This window comes from Luteolibacter sp., from assembly GCF_058122085.1.
On sequence record NZ_JBIKBQ010000026.1, the window covers coordinates 1 to 21,981 of the forward strand.

16 protein-coding genes and 1 tRNA gene are annotated in these 21,981 nt (G+C 62.1%); 9 read left to right on the forward strand and 8 right to left on the reverse strand.

Annotation, left to right across the window (positions count from 1 at the left end):
- The 7 genes from AC4DF4_RS05620 to AC4DF4_RS05650 form a co-directional block, all read left to right on the forward strand.
- On the forward strand, window positions 1-362 hold a 362-nt coding region (locus tag AC4DF4_RS05620), incomplete at its 5' end, for a lysophospholipid acyltransferase family protein (protein WP_490047129.1).
- A gap of 73 nt (window positions 363-435) precedes the next feature.
- Window positions 436-1,179 (forward strand): hypothetical protein, encoded by a 744-nt coding sequence (locus AC4DF4_RS05625; protein WP_490047130.1) that lies wholly within the window; start codon window positions 436-438, stop codon window positions 1,177-1,179.
- Between the two features lie 434 nt (window positions 1,180-1,613).
- A complete protein-coding gene (locus AC4DF4_RS05630; protein ID WP_490047131.1) occupies window positions 1,614-1,949 on the forward strand; it encodes a hypothetical protein in 336 nt (111 codons plus the stop codon).
- A gap of 3 nt (window positions 1,950-1,952) precedes the next feature.
- Window positions 1,953-2,750: a radical SAM protein gene (locus AC4DF4_RS05635; RefSeq protein WP_490047132.1), complete on the forward strand. Its 798-nt coding sequence runs from the start codon at window positions 1,953-1,955 to the stop codon at window positions 2,748-2,750.
- Window positions 2,747-3,085 carry a hypothetical protein gene (locus AC4DF4_RS05640; protein WP_490047133.1) on the forward strand — a complete coding sequence of 113 codons (339 nt, stop codon included), beginning with the start codon at window positions 2,747-2,749 and terminating at the stop codon, window positions 3,083-3,085. Before AC4DF4_RS05635 ends, AC4DF4_RS05640 begins: the two co-directional genes overlap by 4 nt.
- 209 nt (window positions 3,086-3,294) lie before the next feature.
- Window positions 3,295-4,185: a tyrosine recombinase XerC gene (locus AC4DF4_RS05645; protein WP_490047134.1), complete on the forward strand. Its 891-nt coding sequence runs from the start codon at window positions 3,295-3,297 to the stop codon at window positions 4,183-4,185.
- A complete protein-coding gene (locus tag AC4DF4_RS05650) occupies window positions 4,182-4,883 on the forward strand; it encodes an SGNH/GDSL hydrolase family protein (protein WP_490047135.1) in 702 nt (233 codons plus the stop codon). The genes AC4DF4_RS05645 and AC4DF4_RS05650 overlap by 4 nt, the downstream gene beginning before the upstream one ends.
- Window position 4,884: 1 nt before the next feature.
- Here AC4DF4_RS05650 and AC4DF4_RS05655 read toward each other — a convergent pair whose 3' ends face one another.
- Complete coding sequence (locus AC4DF4_RS05655; protein ID WP_490047136.1) at window positions 4,885-5,472, reverse strand: LysM peptidoglycan-binding domain-containing protein; 588 nt, start codon at window positions 5,470-5,472, stop codon at window positions 4,885-4,887.
- A 154-nt stretch (window positions 5,473-5,626) separates the two neighbouring features.
- Between AC4DF4_RS05655 and AC4DF4_RS05660 the strand changes: the two genes are divergently transcribed.
- Window positions 5,627-5,699 (forward strand) — tRNA-Ala (locus AC4DF4_RS05660).
- Between the two features lie 214 nt (window positions 5,700-5,913).
- Here the strand turns inward: AC4DF4_RS05660 and AC4DF4_RS05665 are convergent.
- The 4 genes from AC4DF4_RS05665 to AC4DF4_RS05680 all read right to left on the reverse strand — a co-directional run bounded on the left by AC4DF4_RS05665 (window position 5,914) and on the right by AC4DF4_RS05680 (window position 12,581).
- Entirely contained in the window at window positions 5,914-7,830 is a 1,917-nt protein-coding gene (locus tag AC4DF4_RS05665) for a carbohydrate-binding protein (RefSeq protein ID WP_490047137.1), read from the reverse strand.
- A 53-nt stretch (window positions 7,831-7,883) separates the two neighbouring features.
- Complete coding sequence (locus AC4DF4_RS05670; protein ID WP_490047138.1) at window positions 7,884-9,263, reverse strand: Gfo/Idh/MocA family protein; 1,380 nt, start codon at window positions 9,261-9,263, stop codon at window positions 7,884-7,886.
- A gap of 322 nt (window positions 9,264-9,585) precedes the next feature.
- A complete protein-coding gene (locus AC4DF4_RS05675) occupies window positions 9,586-11,421 on the reverse strand; it encodes a cytochrome c biogenesis protein (RefSeq protein WP_490047139.1) in 1,836 nt (611 codons plus the stop codon).
- Window positions 11,418-12,581 (reverse strand): cytochrome c biogenesis ResB family protein, encoded by a 1,164-nt coding sequence (locus AC4DF4_RS05680; protein ID WP_490047140.1) that lies wholly within the window; start codon window positions 12,579-12,581, stop codon window positions 11,418-11,420. Before AC4DF4_RS05680 ends, AC4DF4_RS05675 begins: the two co-directional genes overlap by 4 nt.
- 192 nt (window positions 12,582-12,773) lie before the next feature.
- Between AC4DF4_RS05680 and AC4DF4_RS05685 the strand changes: the two genes are divergently transcribed.
- On the forward strand, window positions 12,774-14,357 hold the full coding sequence (locus AC4DF4_RS05685; protein WP_490047141.1) for a GlcG/HbpS family heme-binding protein: 1,584 nt from the start codon (window positions 12,774-12,776) through the stop codon (window positions 14,355-14,357).
- 10 nt (window positions 14,358-14,367) lie between these two features.
- On the opposite strand, the gene AC4DF4_RS05690 is transcribed toward AC4DF4_RS05685, so the two are convergent.
- From AC4DF4_RS05690 to AC4DF4_RS05700, 3 genes are read right to left on the reverse strand one after another with little or no spacing between them, the layout of a single operon-like run.
- Window positions 14,368-15,639, reverse strand: coding sequence for an NHL repeat-containing protein (locus tag AC4DF4_RS05690; RefSeq protein ID WP_490047142.1), 1,272 nt, complete (start codon window positions 15,637-15,639; stop codon window positions 14,368-14,370).
- A complete protein-coding gene (locus tag AC4DF4_RS05695; protein ID WP_490047143.1) occupies window positions 15,636-19,505 on the reverse strand; it encodes a hypothetical protein in 3,870 nt (1,289 codons plus the stop codon). Before AC4DF4_RS05695 ends, AC4DF4_RS05690 begins: the two co-directional genes overlap by 4 nt.
- Before the next feature lie 2 nt (window positions 19,506-19,507).
- Window positions 19,508-21,946 carry a hypothetical protein gene (locus tag AC4DF4_RS05700; protein ID WP_490047144.1) on the reverse strand — a complete coding sequence of 813 codons (2,439 nt, stop codon included), beginning with the start codon at window positions 21,944-21,946 and terminating at the stop codon, window positions 19,508-19,510.
- Window positions 21,947-21,981: the final 35 nt, after the last annotated feature.

The following is a 21,981-nucleotide window of genomic DNA, read 5'->3' on the forward strand; positions in this document are numbered from 1 at the left end:
TCCCGGTGGACCAGGACCGCCCGGACATGGGCAGCCTCAAGACGATCATCCGCAAGCTCAAGGAAGGCGAGCGCGTCCTCGTCTTCCCCGAAGGCGAGCGCACCCTCAACGGCGACATCGGCGAGGCAGCCCCCGGCATCGGCCTCATCGCCGTGAAATCCGGCGCCGTGATCCAGCCGGTTAGAATCTCGGGAGCCCGCGAGGCCCTCCCCCGCGGCTCCGGAAAGATCCGTTTCGCCCGCATCACCGTCACCGTCGGCAAGCCCATCCGCCTGACGCCCGAAGAGCTCAAGGCGGCCAAGGGCAAGGATGACTACGACCGCATCGCCAAGCGGATCATGAGCGCCATCCGCGAGCTGTGATTTTTCAGGGAAAGCGGAATCTGTTCCGCGCGGATCCCAGAGAATGATGAAGAACAGGATGCCAACTAAACCCATGAAGTCACGAACTGTAATTCTGATTTACCTTCTTCAGTTGCTCCTGTTCTCACTCCAAGTTTGCGCTGGAACCACAGTCTCGTCCGAAAAAGACGGTCTTGTTCTCGATGTCAAGATCACCTCCGAAGACGGCAAGCATTTGGTATCCTGCCGCCTGACAAACAATTCTAAGTTTCCAATTTGTTCCGCGTCGATTAGATACAAGCAGGTTTTCTACGTGACTTTAATGGATGAGAGCGGCAACGAGTTACCTCACGACGAGGAGTGGGCGAATACATATGCCCAAAAGTCATCGAGAATTTACAAGCGTCCAAGGTCACACACTGGTTTCCAAGTCAATCCGGGCGAGTCTGTCGATCTCACGTTTTATTTAGGTGACGCCTACTCAAAAACTAACATTTCTCAGGCACATCAGATGCACGTCTCATGGGAGAGCAAATATTTTGGAGCTGAGAATGACCTTGATGGGAATCCCTATCACTTTCCGGCTGAATGGGAGACATCGGTAACTTTACCGCTCGCAGAGGTTGGTGTAGGAGCGTCGGCAGCAAAGGGGAACGAAGGAGTGGTAAGCTCTGGCGCAAACAACAGCAACAGAAGCGGTGAAGAGAATCCTGAGACTACCACAACGAAGGTTACATCGCATGCTCTCTGGGCTGTATTTTTAGGCATCTTGATCGGGCTATTGGCTGTAGTCGCGCTCAAGAAAAAATCAAAGAGCATAACAAGGCGTCGCTCCTAATCGAAAGGGTCCCGGCTAACAAGCATTCGGACCGCTACTTCGATGGGGTCCCGACTAATCAGCGCAAGCAAGCTGCGAAGAATGTGGCAGGTGATAGAAATCGGGTGAAGTTGCCTCCGGCATGTCCGCGGCGCTTCCATTCCCGCATCCGGCTTTTCAGTCATGGCTTTGCCGGTCGTCCCCAGGGCGATCAAGCTAGGGATTTTTGAACCGCGAATGGACGCCAATCGACGCGAATGAAGATGATTTTTGAATGAAACTTCCGCCTCAAAGAATTAAGTTCTGAAAATTCGCGTCGATTGGCGTCCATTCGCGGTTAAATTCACATCGAGTTATTGTGGCTTCTCCCTAGCTTGATCGGCGTGCGGTTAATACCCGAGTCTGGAAACTTGACAAAAAGCTCGAATCCATTTCGCCGCTGCCAGCTTTTCACCATGAGCGAACCACAGGAAATCCCCCCGCCGCTGCCGCTGGCCGTCATTCCGAGAACGCCCTTGTGGATCGCGTTCTCGGTTCCGCCGGTGGCGATTCTTGCTGGCAATCTAATCGCCGATTCCTATCGCACTCCAAACGACTACGGCACCTCCTTCCTGTGGGTTCCCATCGTCGTCTTTTTCCTCATCATCGCTTGCCTGCCCTTGTTCCATCGGGCGATCGGAAGTCGTTACCGCGGGCGCTCCCTGGTGTTTCTCGACTGCGGCTATTTCCTCGGCCAGGTCATCGTTTGCCTCTCGCTGTGGGTGGGCTCCTGCATGCTTTTTTTCAGTTGACCCATGCCATTCCCTATCCTCAAGGAATCCCTGAAACAGACCACCTCGCGCTGCCCGACCTGTCAGGCCGCGGTGCCAGCGGAGGTTTGGAAAACCACGGGCACCCCGGCGAAGGTCTATCTGACACGGACCTGCGCCGAACACGGCGAGGCCACCGCCTGCATCGCCAGCGACGCGCGGTTCTACTGGCTGGCCAAGGGCGATCCGTCGAACGCCTGCGGCGCCGGCTGCGCGTGTTCCGCGGACCCGGCCGGAGTGACCGGCACGCTCGGCCGCAATGCCGGGGCGACGGTGCCGGAAGTGGAGGTGCTTTCCACCTGCCTCGCGCTGATCGAAATCGTCGATTCGTGCAATCTCGCCTGCCCGACGTGCTTCGCGGATTCCCCGGTCGGCGCGGCGGGTGACCGTTTGAAGTCGCACTCGCTGGAATCGTTACAAAACCGCATCCGTGGCGTGGTTGATCGGAAGGGAAAGATCGAGCTGCTCCAGCTCTCCGGCGGCGAGCCGACGCTGCATCCGCAGTTTTTCGAGCTGGTCGATTGGATCCACGCCGAGCCGGGAATCGACTACTGCCTGGTCAACACCAACGGCGTGCGGATCGCGAAGGAAGACGGCTTTCTCGCAGAACTCGGGAAGCGCGCGCGGCGCGGGAATTTCCAGTTCTACCTGCAATTCGACGGCCCGCAGGAAGCCGGCCAACACGAGCTGCGCGGCGGCGATTTCCGCGAGATGAAACGGGCCGCGATGGACCGCTGCGAACGCGAGGGAGTCCCGTTCACGCTGGCGATTTCCGCGAGATGAAACGGGCCGCGATGGACCGCTGCGAACGCGAGGGAGTCCCGTTCACGCTGGCCATGACCGTGATGCCGGAAAACCTGCCGCACCTGTGGGACACTATCCTGACCGGCCTCGAATACACCGCCTGCCGCGGCGTCTCCTTCCAGCCGATGTTCCTCACCGGCCGAACGCACGCCACCGGCGGCGAACGCCTCAACACCGCCGACATCATCCTCGGCGCGGTCGGGCAGGCCGCCGGCAAGCTCCGCTTCGAGGACTTCACGCCCCTGCCCTGCGGCGATCCGAACTGCGCTACGATCGGCTATCTGTTATGCAGGATAGCTTCCGGGCTTGGTTGAACCAGGTGAGAGCCGGCTCGTCGGGGAGGCAGCGAGCTGTTGGAACTCGTCGCCAAGGATCCGCAGCGATCGCCCGGGCACTGTTCTCGGGCGGATCGTTCGCGTTCCATTGGCTGCGCTCCCGACGGCAGCCAGCTACCTTCAAGCGTCCGGCGGGGCTTTTTCAATTCGCTTGGTATTCAATTCCCCGCCGGATATCCTCCGCTCCGATGACCGACTGCGACGAGATCGCTTTTTTCGATTTCCAAGCCACGGAGAAAAGCGCTTCTCCCCGGACCTTGGCGAACTATCGGGACGCTCTCGCCGCTTACAAAAAGTGGCGGGGCGAGCGGTTCGCCGGCTGGCGCGGGGAGGCCGCCGATGATTTCCGCGACTATCTGTTCGCGCTGATGAAGCAGGGATTCAAGCGCGCCACCATCCGCCTGAGGTTCGCCGCGCTGCGATCGTTTTATAAATTCCTCGTGCTCCGCCGCGGGCTGGCGCGCAGCCCGGTGGGCGAGGTGCTGCTGCCTAAGCCGGAGCGCGGCCTGCCGGTGGTGCTCACCCTCTCGCAGATCGACGAGCTGCTAGGAATGCCGCTGCGCGTCGATCCGGACAAGAAATCACCCGCCTGGCTGCCGCTGCGCGATGCCTCGATCCTGGAGCTGTTCTACTCCTGCGGCCTGCGGATTTCCGAGCTGCTCGCGCTGGATGTGAAGCATCTGGATTTCATCGGCGAAACCGTGCGGGTCGTTGGAAAAGGCTCGAAGGAACGGATTGTCCCGATCGGCGGGCCCGCCATCAACGCGATCCAGCGCTACCGCCAGGAAGCCGCGGTCACCTCCGGGCCGCTGTTTCTCAGCACCCGCAAGCGCCGCATCACCCAGCAGGCAGTGGATCAGTTGCTCAAGAAATACCTCAAGCGCAGCAGCATCCCCTTTGCGATCAGCCCGCACAAACTCCGGCACAGTTTCGCCACCCACCTGCTGGACGCCGGCGCGGACCTCCGCAGCGTGCAGGCCCTGCTCGGCCACGCCTCTCTCTCGACGACGCAAATTTACACCCACGTGACCAAGGAACGTCTCAAACAAGCCTACGACACCGCCCATCCCAGAGCATGAAATCCATCCTCGTGAAATCCGCCTGCATCCTGAGTTTTTGCGGCATCCCCGCATGCTCGACGCGCGCCTCGCTGCCCGTCAGTCTGGGGCGGGCCGAGCTCGCCGGCCGCGTCCGCGCGAAGCCGGAGCTGGCGGTGCTCTTCGTGGGAAACAGCTACAGCTTCGGAGCACCCATGGCGTTTTCAAAACTCGCCGCCGCGCAGGGGAAAAAAGTCCGCGTCGGCCACGCGACCTACGGCGGCTGGACGCTCGAAATGCACGCGGGGAACGAAGCGACGCTAAGAAAAATCCGCGACGGCCGCTGGGACATCGTCGTCATCCAGGAGCAAAGCGAGATCCCGGCGATGCCCGCAGGAAAACGCGCCGCGGCGATGTTTCCGCCGCTGCGCCAGCTCGTCCGGGAAGCCCGCCTGCAGGACGCGGTGCCGGTCCTCTATCAGACATGGGGCCGCCGCGACGGCGATCCGAAACTGCGGAATGACGACTTCCGCGCGATGAACGCCCGGCTCCGTGACGGCTATCAAGCGGCGGCGAAAGACACGGGCGATCTGGTCGTCGTGCCGGTAGGCGACGCTTGGGAACGCGAGATTTCCGCAGGCCGGGGCAGCGGGCTTTTCATGGCCGACGGCAGCCACCCGACACCCCGCGGCAACGAATTGATTGCGGCAACATTCTTCGCGGCGTTCTTCCGCGAGTGATTTATTTCCTCGGAATCGTCAGCGACTGGCCCGGCCGGATGAGCGTGCCTGAAATGCCGTTGGCGCTCTTGATCGCGGAAACCGACGAGCCGGTGCGGCTCGCGATGGCGGAGAGCGAGTCGCCGCTCTTGACCACGTAACGGGTGGATTTCGGCTTGGGCTTGGGCTTGGCCTTGGTTTTGACCACGACCGGCTTGGATTTGATTTCGGCGGGCTGGGACTTCGCGACCGTGGGCTGGGATTTGGTCGCCGTGGATTTCGACTTGGTCGTCACCGAGGTTTGAGAAATCACCGGAGCGGGCTTGGAACTGCCTGCGGGCGGGAGCGGAATGGAATTCTGCGGCGGTTGTTCGTTTTGAGCGATTTGCGGCAGCTCGTCGGAGTTCACTTCGTGCGGCGAGGGAGCGCTTCCGGGCTTGCGCCATTTCGACGGATTGTCGGCCCATTCCTCGATGTAGCGACCGTTCTTATCGAAGGGCCCGGTGCCCGCCAGCTGGGTGCCGCCGCTGCTGCCGCGACCCGAGGGCGCGCAACTGGAAAATGCGAGGGTGAATATACAGGATGTGGAAATCCAAAGAACCGCTTTCATGCGGGAATGATGGGGCATCGGGCGGCTTTGGCAAAAGCTTAGTGAATCGGCCCGAATATTTTTTGCCGAAATTCCGCGCGAGCGGCGGCCGACCGGAATTTCCACCTTGCGCCGGACAACGCCAGATGGCAGGAAATCCGGTGCAAGGACGTGAGGGGCATTAGCTCAGTTGGTAGAGCGCTTCGTTCGCAATGAAGAGGTCAGGAGTTCGAATCTCCTATGCTCCACGCCCCTGAAATCCTTGAAAAGCCCTTGTTTCCATGGCTTTTTTCGTTTCCGGGCTGATAGGGCGTGTTCCGCCAGTGTCCGTCAAATTCCGAAAAGACCGTCATTTTCGGGCAACTTTTCGGGCAACTTTTCGGGTGCTGAAATAAGTTCGCCGCTGACATTTCTGGTGCGATACCCCATACGCAGCATCGCGCATGGGGTTCATCCGGACGGTTATTTCACCGGCGTAAGGGTGAAATCCTTGATGGTCAATCCCTTGACTGGGTCCTTGCGCGAGAAGCGGAGGACATTCGGGCCCTTGACCAGCGAGACCTCGACGGGTGGGGTCTTGTCCCACATGCCGATAGTGAAGGGCACCGCGATATCGGCCGGCTCCTTGGCGTCATTGGCAGCGACCAGCAGGTGCTGGTCGGAGCTTGTCGTCACCACCCGCGCGCTGAGCTCGTATTTCCCTGCCGCCGGCACATCGATGATGTATTCAAAATCCTCAGGCGCCCCGTTCCGGCCGTGATGCAGCTGCATTCCGCCCAGGGAGCTTTTCATGAAGATGATCTTCTCCGTGGCTGCCGTTGGTTTGCTGCAGGCCACGGCCGGAATCGTGATCACTCCGTCCTGGCCGACGACGATCCTCCGGTCCGCCTCGGAAAGAGTCACTGTTTCAACGACATCCTTCTCCTTGGATTCATTGGCCTCGCCGATGTCGGTGCCGACGGCGGCCAGCGCCACCGCTTTGGATTCTTCAACAATCTTCCGCTGCTGATAGAGCGCCACGCCATTCCAGAAGCCGGTCGCCTCGTCGTGGAAGCCGAAGGTCTTCGTTTCTCCAAGGACAGAGCCCGCCCACTTGGCGCGCAGCACCTGCAGGTAGTTTTGCTCCGACTTCCGGGCCTGCGTGCTCGCCAGGAAATCGGTGTCTTCGCCAAACGTGGTCCAGCCCCAACCCCAGCCCGCGCCAAGGTTGATCACCCAGCCATCGGGCGTCCAGTGGACCAGCGTGGCATGGCCTGGCTGGGGACGCGCCAAGGTCGGCATGCCGAAGCTGCGCAAAATGAACCGTCCAAAGAACGCGCGCCGACCACACACACCACCATTCATGATGATGTTCTGGTAGTTCTGCAGTGTGGGGAGGTCGTTTTTCTGATCCTGCGATCCGTATTTGACCTCGGTCTTGACGGCTTTCACATAACGCCAGCGATAGTCCGAAGTGGTGATCTCGTCGGGCCGGTAGTTATGGAGCATCTTGCGCCCCCAGGCCAGAGTGTCATCCGGCTCATCGCCATTAACAACCCATCGGTAATCCCAAACGGTCAGTTCCTTGAAGCCAGGATCCAGCTCGCCGTCCAGGAATGCCTTCTCGTAATGAAGATACCGTTTCACCGGATCCACCGTGGCCGGAGCCGTGGTATCGGCTTCAGGATTTTTTTGCGCAATCGGCACCGCATGCTCCAGAGCGACGGCAAGCGCCAATCGTTGGAAGATGCCGTCCTTGGCCTTCGCGCTCGCCTTCTGGATGTCGCTGTAAATTTTCATGGCCTGGCCGTATTGGCCATCCTTGGCACCGTCAGCGATGACCATCTGCTTCATCAGCCCCGCATCCGAGAGCAGTTTCTCGACCAGTGCTTCCTGCTCCGGCCCCTGCTGGGCAAACTCGGGCAATCCATGCGGCGCGCCTTCGGCCAGGACGATGAATTTGATCAATTGCGCGTCGAGTTGGTCGCTCGCCAGGAACTTCTGCAAATCCGCGAGCACGGCCTTGGTGGGTGCCTGAGCGTTTTTCTGCGCCTGCTCGAGGGCCTCCTTGTTGGCAAGTTGAGCCTTTGCCGCCGCCTCCTTGTCCTTGCTCTTGGCTTGAGCCCGCATCGTCTTCAGTTCGGCGGCCGTCGCGACCGCCTCATCCTGATAGACCTTCAGGAAGGCGGCCTTCTGCGGCTCGCCAACCTTGGGCAACGCCTTTTCAAGCCCGGCCTGCAGGGTCTTGAGTTGCTCCGAGTAGCGCGCGAGCAGCTCCTGCCCGGTGGCGGTCAACTCGACCTGCGGCACCTCCGGGCGCTTGTCCGGCTTTTGCTTGGCCACCGCGATGTTGGCAGCCGCGATCGCCATGGCGATCAGCGCGGCACTGATACTTGTCATCCTTCTTGGTTTCATTGCTTCGAGTGAGTTCCTGGTGTTGTTCGATAGATATATCATCCTTCTTGCCACAAATTCTCGCCATATTCCCAACCCTGCCGCACCGGTTCCTTGACGAAGGCGTTCAGCTCCGGGTGGTTGGTGATGCGGCCGGCTTTGGCGTCCCACTCGATGCGGGTTTTGAACCGCTGGGCCAGCACCCCGAGGAGGATGATTTCAGTCAGCTTGGCCGAGTAGTTGAAATTCGATCCCGGCTCCGGACCGGTTTGTTTGATCGCCCGCAGCCACTCGCGGAACGGACCGCCTTCAACCCGCGGAATCGATTCGGCGGGTGGCTTCGCCAGCCATTCCGAACGCACGTCGCCGGGCAGAATCGCCGGCGCTCCGGCATGGGTACCGCAGCCGATCATGCCCTTGGTACCGACCATCCAGCAAGCCAGACCGCGATGCGCGGCGTGATCCGCGCCAAACTTGTCGATGCGCCCGACCTTGGTCCAGTCCTGATGGCCCTCGAACCAGTTGAGCACCACCGGGCCGCGTTTGGCATTGGCCGCGAAGTGGTACTTGATCTGGCTGCTGGCCGGAATCAGACCATCGAGCGAATCCTCGCGAGCCACGCATTCGACCACTTCGGGCGGGTCCAGATCGAGCGCCCAGACGGGCGTGTCAAAGGTATGGCAACCGAAGTCACCCAGCATGCCCGATCCGAAATCATAAAACGCACGCCACTTGTAGGGCAGGTAATCCAGATAGAAGTCGCGCTTCGCTGCAGGTCCCAGCCACAAGTCCCAGGCGAGCCCCTCCGGAACCGGCGACGGCGGCGGCGGCATGGTGGATGGATTGGCAAAATGCTTGTTGCCCATCTCCGGGCCGTCGTTGCGGGCAAAGACCTCGCTGACCTCGCCGATCACGCCGGCCCGATAGGCTTCGACCGACTTGCGGATTCCGTCGCCGGCGTGCCCCTGGTTGCCCATTTGGGTGACCACCTTGTAGCGCTCCTTGGCTTTCACCAGCGTCCTGGCCTGCCAGATGTTATGGGTCAGCGGTTTCTGGGTGTAAACGTGGATGCCTCGCTCCATCGCGGCGAGAGTGGCGGGAAAGTGCGAGTGGTCGGGCGTGGAAATGACGACCGCGTCGATGTCCTTGTGCATCTTGTCGAGCATCACCCGGTAGTCGTCGAAGAACGGCTGGGTGGTTTTCCAGTTCTTCATGTTCTCCGCGGCGTGGTTGCGGTCGACATCACAAAAGGCGACGAGATTTTCCTCTTTGCAGCCTTGCTCATAAGGCTGCCGGGCGATCCAACCGCCGGAGCCGATGAAGGCGATGTTCAACTTGCCGTTCGCCGAAGGCCCGGACTTGCCGATGGCAAAGGACGGAAAGACCGTGCTGGCAGCCAAAGTCCCGGTGGCGGTGGAAATGAAAGATCTGCGGTTCATTGGGGGCGTTGGAGAAAGGAGCTGCGGTTTGACTGCGGGTTGTTTGCCGCGGCCCGGGAGCCTTTACGCCCCCGTGGGTTCGGGATACGTCGAGGCGTGGCACTTTCTTCCGAAATATCCGGGGTGCTTGGGGTGCTTGGGCGATTGCGTGAGAGAATCGCAACCACGGACTCACTCTCCGGCGACAGAGACCCGAAGAACCTGGGCGGATGGTCGGCACATCCATCGCTGACGGGGACCGTGGCCGGGTAGGGAACACTCACCGCTTCGATGTCTCCCTGTGACCACCTTCTGAGAACCCATGAGCGGAGAAAGGAAGTGATCACGCATTGTCCCCGGGCTTCCGGCGAGCAAGGCACGCCAAAACCATGATCAAGAGTTGGGAGAGGATGAAGGCGGAGAGCCAGAAGAACGCGGCATCGGTGAAGCCGTAGGAATGGAGGCCGATGCCGAGCATGTTCGTGCCGAACCATGACCACGAGGTGATGATGTTCCCGAAGACCGCCATGACCATCATGCCGCGCTCCTTCACCATGCCGCCCCAGCGGGCGTGGAGGATGATCGCGTTCCAGATCACGATGAGCAGCGCGCCGTTTTCCTTGGGATCCCAGCCCCAGAACCTGCCCCACGATTGGTCCGCCCAGATGCCGCCGAGCACGGTGCCGACGAAGCTGGCGAGCGTCGCGAAACAGATGACCCCATAGACCATGCCGCGCATCGAGGAGGAGGTCGCGGGCGGAATGCCGCCGAAGGCGCGGCGCAGGATCCATGCGATGGCGATGCCGCCGGCGAGAAAACAGGCCGAGTAGCCGAGGGTGATGATGAGCACGTGGGTGGCGAGCCAGAAATTCGTGTCGAGCACGGCGCGCATCATTTCCAGCGTGTCGCCGGAAAGGGAAAGATGGTGCGCGACAACCAGCGTGGCGAAGCCGACCGCCGACGCGACCGCCGTGCCGATCGCGTTGCGGTGGAAAAGCTCCAGCGCGGCGCTCAGGATGATGACACCCCAGCCGATGAAAATGGCGGAGGAATAGAGGTTCGTGACCGGCGGGCGGCCTTCGAGCGCCATGCGGGTGATGAGTCCCGCGGTGTGCACCGCAAAGCCGAGCAGCAGGATGCGGAACGCGGCGACGCGCGCGGAGGAGCCGGCCCGCAGCCACGAAAACGCCGCACAAAGGAACGCCGCGACATAGAGCGCCATGGATTGGTAAAACGGCGCGATGCGGTTGAAGAGCGTTTCCGCCGAGCTTTTTCCTGATGCATCGGAGCGGTTTTCGGAAAGCCATTTCCGGTAGTCGGAAACCGCAGTGTTGAAGGTTTTGCCGTCGCCCGCGCGGTAGGAATCGCCGAGGCGGGCGTAGGCGAGCGTGGCGGGGTCGAGCTTGCCGGTGTCCGAGGAGTCGATCACGGAGTCGGGGAGTTTGCGCCAGCCCTCGTCGCCTTTGCCGGAAGGCGTGGTGAACACCTCGCTGAGCGGCGCCCACGCGAGCATCTCGCGCATCCGGGCGGAGGCGTCGCCGATGAGCGCCCGGTCGGGAGGGACTTCCTTGTTGTCGGCGGCGGCCAGCGCGGCGGTGACTTTCTCCAGAAAAAGCCCGAATTCTTTCTCCATGTTCTCTTTCTTTGGCAGCGCTAAGGCGTGCTTGAGCTGGTTGTATGAGAAGAGACTCCGCGTGAGCCGCATCAGGGCTTTCTCGTAAGTGCTGCGCGCCTGCGCATCGATTTTCTCGATCCGCGCGGCTTCCCTCTGCAGCGCGGGGAAGGCGGGCTGGAGTTGATCGAAGGAAAAGTGCTTGTCGTCATGCCCCTCCGTCCGTGTCAGGTTCACGAGTCCGAGGATATCGTCGTGATGAAGGAGGAAGATCTTCCGCGTGTCGGCTAGCGCGGGCTTGAAAGCGAGTTCCGCAAGCCATTCGACGGGTGTGCCCGGAGCGCCATCACCCGGAACTGTTTGTGTGCCGTGGATCGCCAGCAGGTTGTTGCGTGCGAGCGAATCGAGCGGCTGCACGCGTCCGTTCGAGACCACAGGCAGGGTGCCGAAGCCTTGGAAGTCGAAGCCTTCGGAAGAACGCGTCGCGCGGAACGCGTTCACGGCGAGGTAAACGACGCAGACCACAGGCAGCAGCCACGCGAGATGTTTATGTGGAAAACAGGTCATGGCGCGGTGGCGATTTTACGACGGCCGATGGCTTTGAGGAGATGACCGCTAAACACCCACAAGAGGCCGGCGGAAACCATCGCGCAGGAGATGTAGGGGAGAGTCCAGACCGGGTTCTTTACGACCTGCAGGATGGTGGTGGTGTCGTCGTTCGCGAAGCCGGATTGATAGAACGTGAGCCCCTGATAGCGCAGCGGGTGGTTCATGTAGATGACATCCTCGCGATCCTCGCTGGTCGCGGGATTGAGCAGACGGATCTTGCTGGAGAAATTTTTCGGGACGTTCGTGCCGAGGTAGCGGTCGTGGCTGAAGTCGATGAGCTTGATGGAGAACGGATGATAAAAGCGCGCCTGGCGGATCGCCATCTGCCAGCTTTTCCCGCCCGCCTGGAAGGGCTGTGTGCCGACCAGCGCGTTGGAAAGCAGCCAGCGATCCGGGGCTGCGCCGCCATCCGGCACGACGCTGACGAAGGCCGTCGCGAGATCTCGGCGATCCATCGCCGTCTCGTGAGGTTTCGCGCGCACCGCGTAGCCGATGCCCGCGCCGGTCGTCGCGCGGATGGGATCGAAGCCTTCGCCCGCCGCCTTTTCCTCAAGGATCTCACTGTTCTCGAAATGGCGGTCGATCTTCAAGGTGAAGCCCGGGAAGGAGAACGCCGCGCCGTCCTTCAGGCGGCTCTGCGGGATGGCGTGGACGGTTTCTATCCCGTTTCCGGAAAGCTCGATCACGGCCAGCTCCACCTCGCGGGGGAAGGTGGAGTAGTTCACCGTCTGACCTTCGTTGATGGTCATCTGCGCCTCCTTGCCGAGGAAGCCGGTGAGCAACTCGCCGGAGAGCATCAGCAAAATCCCGGCGTGGATCAGGATCATGCCCGCCTTGCTCCAGCGGAGTTTGAAGCGTGCACCGTGTGCGGCGAGGAGGTTCACGATCAGCAGGCAGCCGAGCAGCGAACCGCCGGGCAGAGGGATTTTGAATTCCTTCTCCCCCGGCATCACATCCCACCACGCGATCCACGAGCGGAAAAAAAGTTCCACCACCTCGTGGATGCCGAGAGTGACTTGGGAGACCGTGCCGACGAAGATCAGCAGCATCGAGAAGCCCAACAGCGTGACCGTCAGGCGCAGGGAACTCAGGAATTTTCCGGCGCTGCGTAGCATCATGGTAACGTCGCCGGAGAGCCTCGCCCGCGATGGGAGTTGCGTCAACAACATGCGGAGAGCGCACGCGTCCCAATTCCCTTGTCATCCCGGCCGGGTTTGGGGATAACGGCATCGGTTATGGATTGGCGGCTTCCCCTGTTTCTTCTCGCTCCGGTCTCGCCGTTGCTCGCGCAGCGGATGGAGATCGGGGACGTGCGCCAAGTTTTAGCGCAGGCGGTTCGGGAGGCGCAGGTCATCTCGTCGGCGAATAACCGGGTGATCGCGGTCACCGACCGCGAGGGGCACGTGCTGGCGGTGTGGGATGTGAACGGCGCGGCCGCCCCCAATCCGACACCCTCCATCGTCGCGGATGTGATCTCGAAAGCGGGAGCGGCGGCATTTCTCAGCAGCGACCAGCACGCCTTCACTTCGCGCACGGCGGCGTTCATCGTGCAGAACCATTTCCCGCCTGCCGTGGAAAACCGCCCCAACGGCCCGCTGGTCGGCGTGAATTTCTCGAGCATGGCGTTCTCGGACACGAATAAATACAAAGCCCCATCCGCTGCGGGCACCTTTCCCTTGCCGCCGGTTCCCGGCGTGAACGACCTCGGCAGCGCGACGCCCGCCGACGCGTTCCGCAGCGTGCCGTTCACCTCGCTGCTCACCTTGCCCGCCGCCGTTTCCAGCCCCGGTGGAGTGCCGCTTTTCAAAAACGGCGTGCTCGTCGGCGGCATTGGCGTGGTGGGTTTCGCGGACACGCCTGTCGCGGATTTCGACATTTTTTTCCAAACGAACATCAACGAGCGCATCGCGCTGGGCGGGCAGGCGGGCTTCCGGCCGGCTCCGGCTTTCGGCGGAAACAACGTCGCAATCGATGGCGTGCGGCTGGCCTATGTGGTCGGCGCCGGTTCGGAAAACATCGTGGCGAATCCCGCCGCATTCCTGGCTGCGAACGGCAGCGCCGTGAGCTTTGCCGATATTGATGGCGCGGCCGCCTCGGCGGACGATGGCCCGGTGGATTACTCGCCGAAAGCCTCGCCGCCCGCCGTGGTCTATCCGAACCCTTTCGGCCTCACCGGAACCGGCGGCGTGCCGGGCCAGCTCCGTTCCGCGATCCGCGCCGATCCTTTGCTTGGGACGATCGCGGGAGCCGCGCGGCTCAGCGCCGCCGAGGTGGAAAGCATTCTGAGGCTGGCGGCGGAGCGCTCGCAGATCACCCGCGCCGGGATCCGCCTGCCTCGCGGGCAGATCGCACAGGTCTGGATTTCCGTGGTGAACAATCCCGCGGTGGGCGGCGTGGAGCCGGTTGTGCTCGGCACCTACCGCACGCCGGACGCGACGATTTTCAGTTGGGACGTGGCCGTGCAGAAAGCGCGGACAGCGCTGTTCTACTCTCGCGGCCTGGAACGCGGCTCGCCGCGGGCGTTTTCCTCCCGCTCGGTCGGCTTCCTCTCGCAGGACATCTATCCGCCAGGCATCGGCGACAACCCTCCCGGCCCGTTCTTCGGTTGGCAGGAATTCTATTCGCTGAGTGGCGGGACGGTTCCATCCGCCCCGATCAACCTGAACGTGCCTAACGGCATCACGATTTTCCCCGGAGGTTTCCCCCTTTATCGTAACGGCGTCCTCATCGGCGCGATCGGTGTTTCCGGCGACGGCATCGAGCAGGACGACATCGTCGGCGCGAGTGGAGCGAAGAACTTTCTGGCACCGCAGACCAGCCGCGCCGACAACTTCGTTTACGAAAGTGCCCGCCTCCCTTACGCGAAATTTCCGCGGGCCTCTTCGAGTTTCTGAGGGGCTTCCATCAGAAACCGAGCAGCATGATGCGGTAGATGCCGGATTTTTCCTGCGGCATCGGGAAGGTAACGGAGGTTTCCTCGCCAGTCGCGAGGACGGGGGCTGGGGGCGCGTTGATCCAAGCTTGGTTGACGAGGATTTGGAGCTGATAGCTGCGGCCAGGGATGCTGTCCCAAGTGATGGTAAGCTGGTTCGTGCCACCGACCCGCTCGATGGAGGATCTGAATTTCTCGATGATGAGGCGCACCTCTTGGTTGAACGTGTCCGCCACGTAAACGTTGCCGATTGCGTCGCAGACGGCGGAGTTCGGGTGCGAAAGCGTGTGATCCGCGAAGAGCGAGACGTTGCCGTCGGCGGTGAGGCGGAAAAGGGCGTTTCCGAAGGATTCGCAGATGATGAAACCGCCTTCGGGGTGCGGGGCGATGTCGGTGGGTTCACAGAAACGCGCCTCAAGACGCGGCCCGGATTTGCAAGCGGCTTCGAGCGGATTTCCCGCGAAGGTGGAGACGGCCGCTTGCGGGGTCATGCGGCGGATCGTGTGGTTCATGGAGTCGGCGATGTAGAGGTCGCCGTCCGCTCCGATGCACAGGCCCATGGGCGAGGAAAAGCGCGCGTTGACGCCGGAGCCGTCGGTGGTCCCCCACTCACCCGCCTTACCCGCGAGGGTGGTCACGCTGCCGTTGATGCTGACTTTGCGGATGATTTGGTTGCCGGTGTCGCTGACATATAAAAATCCGGCGGGAGCGTAGGCGATGCCGCTCGGGCCGTTGAAACGGGCGGCTGCGCCCGTGCCATCGAGATTGGTGGCGACGGAGGTGAAGGCTCCGCCGTAGTCCAGACTGATATCATCCGCGCTGCCGAGATCGCCGGCGAGGGTGGTGACCGCGCCGTTCGCGGCGATGGCACGGATGCAATGGTTTCCGCTGTCCGCCACGTAGAGCGTGCCGTTAGGGGCGACGGCGATGTCCGCCGGAAAATTAAAACGCGCTGCGGAGCCGACACCATTCACCGCCCCAGATTCGCCGGGTTTGCCGGCCAGAGTGGTGACGACACCGCCCGGCGCAACCTTGCGGATCACGTGGTTACGGGCGTCGCAGATGTAGAGGTTGCCTTGGGCGTCGCGGGCGAGGCCCATCGGGTCGTTGAAGCGCGCGCCGCCGCCGGTTCCGTCCTGATGACCGGCCTGGCCGCTGGCACCCGAGACGGGAGCGATGGCCTCAGCGCCTAACTGCGCGGAGCCGACGAGCAGCAAAAACGATAGGATGGGATAGGCTTTCATCGTCCGATTTCCTTGGGGGCTCTTCTTTTCCTCAAACGGCCGGTGGGCGCGGAGGGCTCGTCGTCTCCCGCCGAGGCTGGGACGGCGAAATCCTCGGTGGGCGCGAGCGTTCGCTTCCAGGCATCGGTGAGCGAACCGTTTTCCCCGTGCTTCACATCGGAGACTCGGTAGGACCCGCCGCTCGGCTTGCGGTAGAAGGCCGCCATTTCCTCAATGCTGAACGGCCGCGAACCGCGCCGCCCGAAGACCACGGTCTGGTTGCCGCTCTCGTCCACCACGCGGTCGCGGTCGAGTCCGCGGGACACCGTGACCGCCGGCCCCTTGGTCGGGTAGGTCGCGATCAGCTTCGGCTCCGGCTTGGGCGAGAAACCCATGTGGCCGGGGACGTTCTCCGGCGAGATCAGTTGCACGATGCGCAGGCCGTTGCGGCCGTCCGCGACATGCGCATACATCGAGGCGCTGACCGAGCCGATCTGCACGTCGCGGGCGTCGTTGATGAGTCCGCCGGCGGTGAAATCGGAGAGCTTGCGGGGTTTTTCGGGATTCTTGATGTCGATGATCGCGAGCCCCTGCGAGCCGTTGGCGACGTAGAGATAGGTCCGCGCGGCGTAGAGGCCGTTCGCCTCGCCCAAACTAACGGAAGCGCCGTGGATCGGCTGCGGTTTCGCGGGGTTGGAAATATCGAAGACCTTCACGCCGTCCGCATCGGTGACGAAGCAATAATGCCATTGCACGGCGGACTGGCGGGCATCGCGCAGGAAGGGGCCCGCATAGCCGCCGGCCATCAACGGTTTTTCCGGGTTCAGGACATCGACCACCGCCAGCCCCCGCGCGGTGGTGATGTAGAGCCATTGCCCGGCCATCCACGAATGGCGCGCGCCGTCGAGAGCGCCGTTCGGATTATAGGAGGCTGCCTTGCGGATGAAATTGTTCTCCGGGTTGCCGTCGAGCAAGGTCGCGACATCCGCGACGATCAGGCCTTCTTTGAGATCGGTCACGAAGGCGTAGCCGTGGTAATCGGGGATCGCCCGCTCCTCGTTTGCGGGAAGGCGCTTGCGCTTCGGATCGTTGATCAGGGTGCTGGGCAGCGTGATCGAGGTGGCGTGGGCGGATTTGATGAAGGTTTTCTGGCCCAGCGCGGAAACGGGCGTGGTCACGATGCGCTCGGAGAAATTCTTGTTGTCCACGTTCGCGACATCGAAGACGCCGAAGCCGTTTTCCCCGAGAGCCGCGTAGAGGTATTCGCCGCGCAACTGGAGGTCGAGCGCGCCGCCCTTGGCGTGGTGATGGTGGGCGGTTTTCAGCACCGAGTTGTTTGAAAGGTGCTGCTGGTAGAAATCAGGGTAAGCGTATTTGTGCAGGTGGCTGCCGATCGCCGCTTGGGGTTCCGTGCGCTCCGTCCAGACCACTGCGTTGAGGCCGTGGTCGTCGGTGCCGACATAGGCGAACCTTCCGAAAAAGTTGACCGTGCCGGTGCCGAAGCCGAGGAGCTGGGTCATGACCGCGTTGTTGTCGTTGTCCTCGGAAAGATGGCAGTCCGTGCAGTTCTTCGTGGTGCCGACGCCACTGGTGGTGTGGGCGAAGTGGGGGTTGAACGCCTGGCCGGAATAGCCCTCGGCGGAAACCGTCTGCTGCTGGGTATAGAGCCACTCGCGGTTCGCGCCCTGCGAGCCGACGACCATCGCGCTCGACGAGCGGAGCACCGCGAGGCGGTTGTCCTTCGCCGTGCTGTCCTTGCCGAGCATGAAGACATCGTCGCGGACGACCTGCGGGTTGTAGGAACTGAAGTTCCGCGTGGTGGTGCCTTCGAACTTGTTCGCGGCCATCTTGTAGTTTGCCTCCATCGGGATGTGGCAGCCGAAGCAGCTTGTCGCCCACGAGGTGTGGCAGGTCTGGCAGTCCATGGCCTCGTTGCTGTGGGCGAGTTGCTTCGCGCAGCCTTTCTGATCGTCCGGCACCGCGCCCCAGGTCTTGCCGTCGCGCTTCAGCGTTTTCGCATAAGCGCTCATGATGTTGTAGTGCTCGGATTTTGGATCGACGGTGTCGAGCGTCTGCGGGACATCCCATTTGAGGTTCGGATCCATCGAGGATTGCTGGATCAGGCTCTTGCCGTCCGCGCTCCAGGTGAAACGCGGGCCGAAGGGCGTGTTGCTTTCACGCAGGTCGATGGGTTTCACCTTGCCGTCTTTCGAGAGCGTGCCGCCCTTGCCGGATGTTAGGAGAGTCGTGCGCGCGCTGACGGTGCCGTGGCAATCCACACACATGATCGCGGTGGCCGCCCTCGGCTCGACGTAAAGCAGGCCGTTGCCGTGCGCGTCGTTGAGGAAATGGCAATCGACGCACTGCATGCCGAGCGCGAGGTGGACGTCCTTGAGGTGGACGGCCTTCTTGAACTTGTCCTTGTCGGCGTGGTCGATTTTGTCGCCTTTGAGCGTGAGCAGATTGCCTTCGCGGTCTTTCTTGAAAACGGCGCGGAACATCCAGCCGTGGCCGTGATAGTCGGCGAACTGGGTGTTCTTCAGCTTGGGGTTCAGCTCGGCGGATTTCTCGAGGAAATTCACATCGCCCCACAGCCCGCGGGCGGCGGCGGCCTCGGGGTTGCGGCGCAGGGATTCCGCCATCTCCTCATCGGTGGGGTTCTTCTGCTTTTTCGGATACATGAACTCGGCGTCGGATTCCTGATCCCACCAGATGTATCCGAGGTAGGGGTTCACGAAGAGGTTGCCCTGGTGCATGTGGCACGTCATGCACTGGCTCGACGGGATGCTGCGGGTGAACTTGTGGGCGATGGGATGACCCTTCTCCCTCTTGGAAATCATCGGATCGGGGTTGAAGGATAGCCCTTGATTTCCGAAGGCGCTATACCATCCGGAGTTCGAGGGCGAGCGGTCGTTGGCGTAAACCACGTGACAGGCGGTGCAGCCGCTGGAACGGTAATCGCCGGGGCGGTCGTTCGATCCGAAGAAGTCGAGCAACGGATCGTGGAGGCGGGTCTTGTGCGCGCCGATGATGACGGGATCGACCCGCGAGAAGGTGCCGAGACCGCGCTCGCCGAGGCGGCGGAACGGCCTGCCGGGTGGCTCGAAGGGATCGGGGTTGCCGATTTCCGCGAGCCGGGTGCCGCCTTTCTCGAAGATGCGGAACAGGTTGCCGGGCTGCGTGATGTTGAAGCGTGGCAGCGGGAAAATGGCCTGCACGATGCCCATCTTTTTCTGCATCTCCGGCGTGACCTTGATCGGGCTTTGCAGGGCGAGCGGCACGCCGTTCGCGCCGTAGGCCTGGCCGAAAATCGAATCCTTCGCGGGATACGCGCCGTTGTTGTAGGCAGCCGCGCCCCACAGCATCGCGCCGTGCCGCATCATGCTGTGGTTCACATGATCGACGGACTCGGCGTGGCATGTGCCGCAGGTTTCCTTGGCGACGCGGAGGTCGCCGGGGTTCACGAACTTGATGAACTCGGGCGACTCGTGGTTGAGCAGGACGGTGCTGTCGCTCGGGTTCGCGGAGCTTTCGAAAAACAACGGGTTGCGCGGCGCGGGGTGCGCCTGGCGCATGGTGAGGCCCGAGGTGGGGTCGCCGCCGTGGCAGTCCGTGCAGCCGAGTCGGACGAACTCGCTGCCGTGCGGGTCGTGCGCGTTCTCGTGGCACTCGATGCAGCCTTTGCTTTTGGCCATCATCGTCGCGACGGATTGGTCGACCTTGTTAGGCCTGGGGATCGCGACTTCCGGTTTGGGTGTTTCCCGCACGGCGATGGGCGGCCCGAAGAGACCCGCCGGAGCGGGCCGGTCCTGGGAGCGTGCGGGAATGGCCGCGGCGCAGGCAGCCAGCGCGAACGAGATCCGCAAATGTTTTTCGAATCCGGTCATCGTTAGAAGGTCATGTTTGCTGAGAGGAATCCGCTGTAAAGGACATCCGGCACGTCCTGGGAGTTGGACGACGTGAAGCCGGCGACACCGGGCGAGGAAACGCGGTAAATGTCCTTGTAGCCCGCGCCGGGGAGCAGCATCCCGAGACCGGCGGAGAGGCGGATGTTGTCCGTGAGCAATGGCCGGTATTCCACGCCGAAGCTAACATCCCAGCCGATTTCCCGGTCGATTTCACCCGTGACCAGCGCGGTGGAGATCGCGTCGGTTTCCATGAACAGCAGGTAGTTCAGGTTGGCGAACAGCCGCGTCTTCGGCGTGATCTCCCATTCCTCGCCGACGCCGGCGATGAAGATGCCGGGGTTCACGAAGCTGGACTGGCCGAGGAATTTGTTGGAGCTGAGGTCGGGGATCAGGCTCAGGCGTTGTTTGAGCGCGACCGCCGTGCCGCCGAGGTTCATGCCCTGCCTTTGCCAGTAGCTGAACGGGCCGCCGATGAAATTCGGGTTGTCCACGATGGCGTCCCAGCCCGTCGCGGTGTCGTCGGTCGCGTTGTCATCGCCTGATCCATAGAAGAGCGTGAACTTGTGCCGCATCCAGTCGGTGTCCACGGACAGTTCAAGCGCCGCCATCCACGCGCTGATGTCCACCGAGCGCCCGGCGATGCCGTTGAGTTCGTCCTCGCCGAAGACATGATAGAGCGAGTGGCTGATGTTGGCGCGACCGATGTGGCCCTCGCCGTTCCAGCCGATGTAGTAGGCCTCAAGCTCGTGCGGGGCGATGGTGCCGATGGGAGCCGGGCGGACGATGTTTCCCGCGCTGTCATAGGTCAGGCCGTCGCCGCCATTGTCGTGGTTGGCGAGGAAACTCATCTGGGCGGTGTAGCCCTTGAAGAGGAAATCCTGGCAATACAGGTTGGCGACGAACACGTTCTGGTCGCGGTCATCCCAGGTATTAAGCTCGGAGAAGGACTCCTTTTCGAAAAGGTCGAAGAGCGCGAGATTGTATTGCAGGCGGTTTTTCGCGAGGTTGCCGAACATGCGGTATCCCCAGTTCGAATCGGAGAACACGTGGCCGCGGAAATCCGCGTTGAAGATCTGCGTGCCCACCCGCATCGCGGCGAAGTCGTAGTTCTCCGAGAGATCCAGCAGGTGCGACTCGAAGAAAAACTGCTGCAGCGCGAGGTGGTCTTCGAAGCGGTCGGTCGCATTCGTGCGGTGGAAGTCGGCGTCGGCAGGGAAGAGCAGGGGATCGAGAAAAAGGTCGATGTCACCGGGGTTCACGTTACCGGGATTTCCCCCGAAGGAGAAGCCCGGCGGCGGGCGAGTCGAACGCCCGGGGCCGCGCGGGTCGGGCGAGACGACGGTCGTTTCATAACCGGAAATGTAGTTCGTGTTGAAAACAGGCTGGATGCGGAAAAGCCACTCCACCGGTTTGAACGAGGTTTCCCCCTTGAAAATTTCGAGCGTCAGGCTGGTGTTCGTGATGACAACCTCCTGATCGCCACGCCCATAAAACTCCGAGCCGAACGGCCGCGCGGTGCTGACGCCCGATGGAACCGGAATCTCGTGCACCTCAAGGTCAACGATGTGCTGGAACGCCAGCGAGGCGAAGATGTCTTGGCCGTAAACCGGAACATCCCCCTTCAGTTTGCTCTGGTAATAGGGGTGCCAGAGATACGGCGTCGCTTTCTCGTAAGGCGTTTCCGCAAGGCTGGGATCCTCGTAGCGATCCCACACACCGGTCGGGATGAGATAACGGTTTTCGACGGGAGTGGTGTGTTCGGGATACTCGACGGGGTCGTGGTGGCCCGCGTGCCAGTGCTCGTAGATGCGCTCCTCGTAGCGCACGCCTTTCCTCGGCAGCAGCAGCGCGCCGGGGATGTCGGGTTCGTAGGGTTCCTCCTCGCCTTGGACCATCTCGACGTCCAACCGACCGCGCGTCACCCTCCGGCGAGGCAGGGTCATGTCTTCGCGAATGTCCGCGGTGAATTTCGGAAACTCCTTCGGCACACCCGCATCCCGCCGGAAGAAACGGTCGTCGCCAAGGCCGAGATCGTCCTTGAAAAAACGCCCGAATCCCGCCTCCGCTTCGATGGAAGGGATCAAAGCGCCTCCCGCGCCCGCTGCTTTGGTCGCGCCCATCCCCGGATCGGGGTTGAACTCGGAAGGCGGCAGCGGAGCATCCTCGGTCACCGTGGTTTCCGACTCGATCTCGAAAACGGGCAACGCGGGCTCGCGCTCGATTTCGACACCCGCGTCCGGGGAAAATGAGTCCGGGCTTTCCGGCACGGTCAGCGCGCGGAGTTGCTGCGCGGTCATGCGGTCGGGGCGTTCCTCGCCGGGCGCGAGATCCCATTCCGGCGTCCGTTTGTGGGGCGGATGGTAGCAGGTCGTCAGCAGCACGCCCGCGCAGGAAACCGCGAACCGTCGGCCCGTTCTCAAAAATACGCCGGTCATTTTCTCATCACTTCCATTGA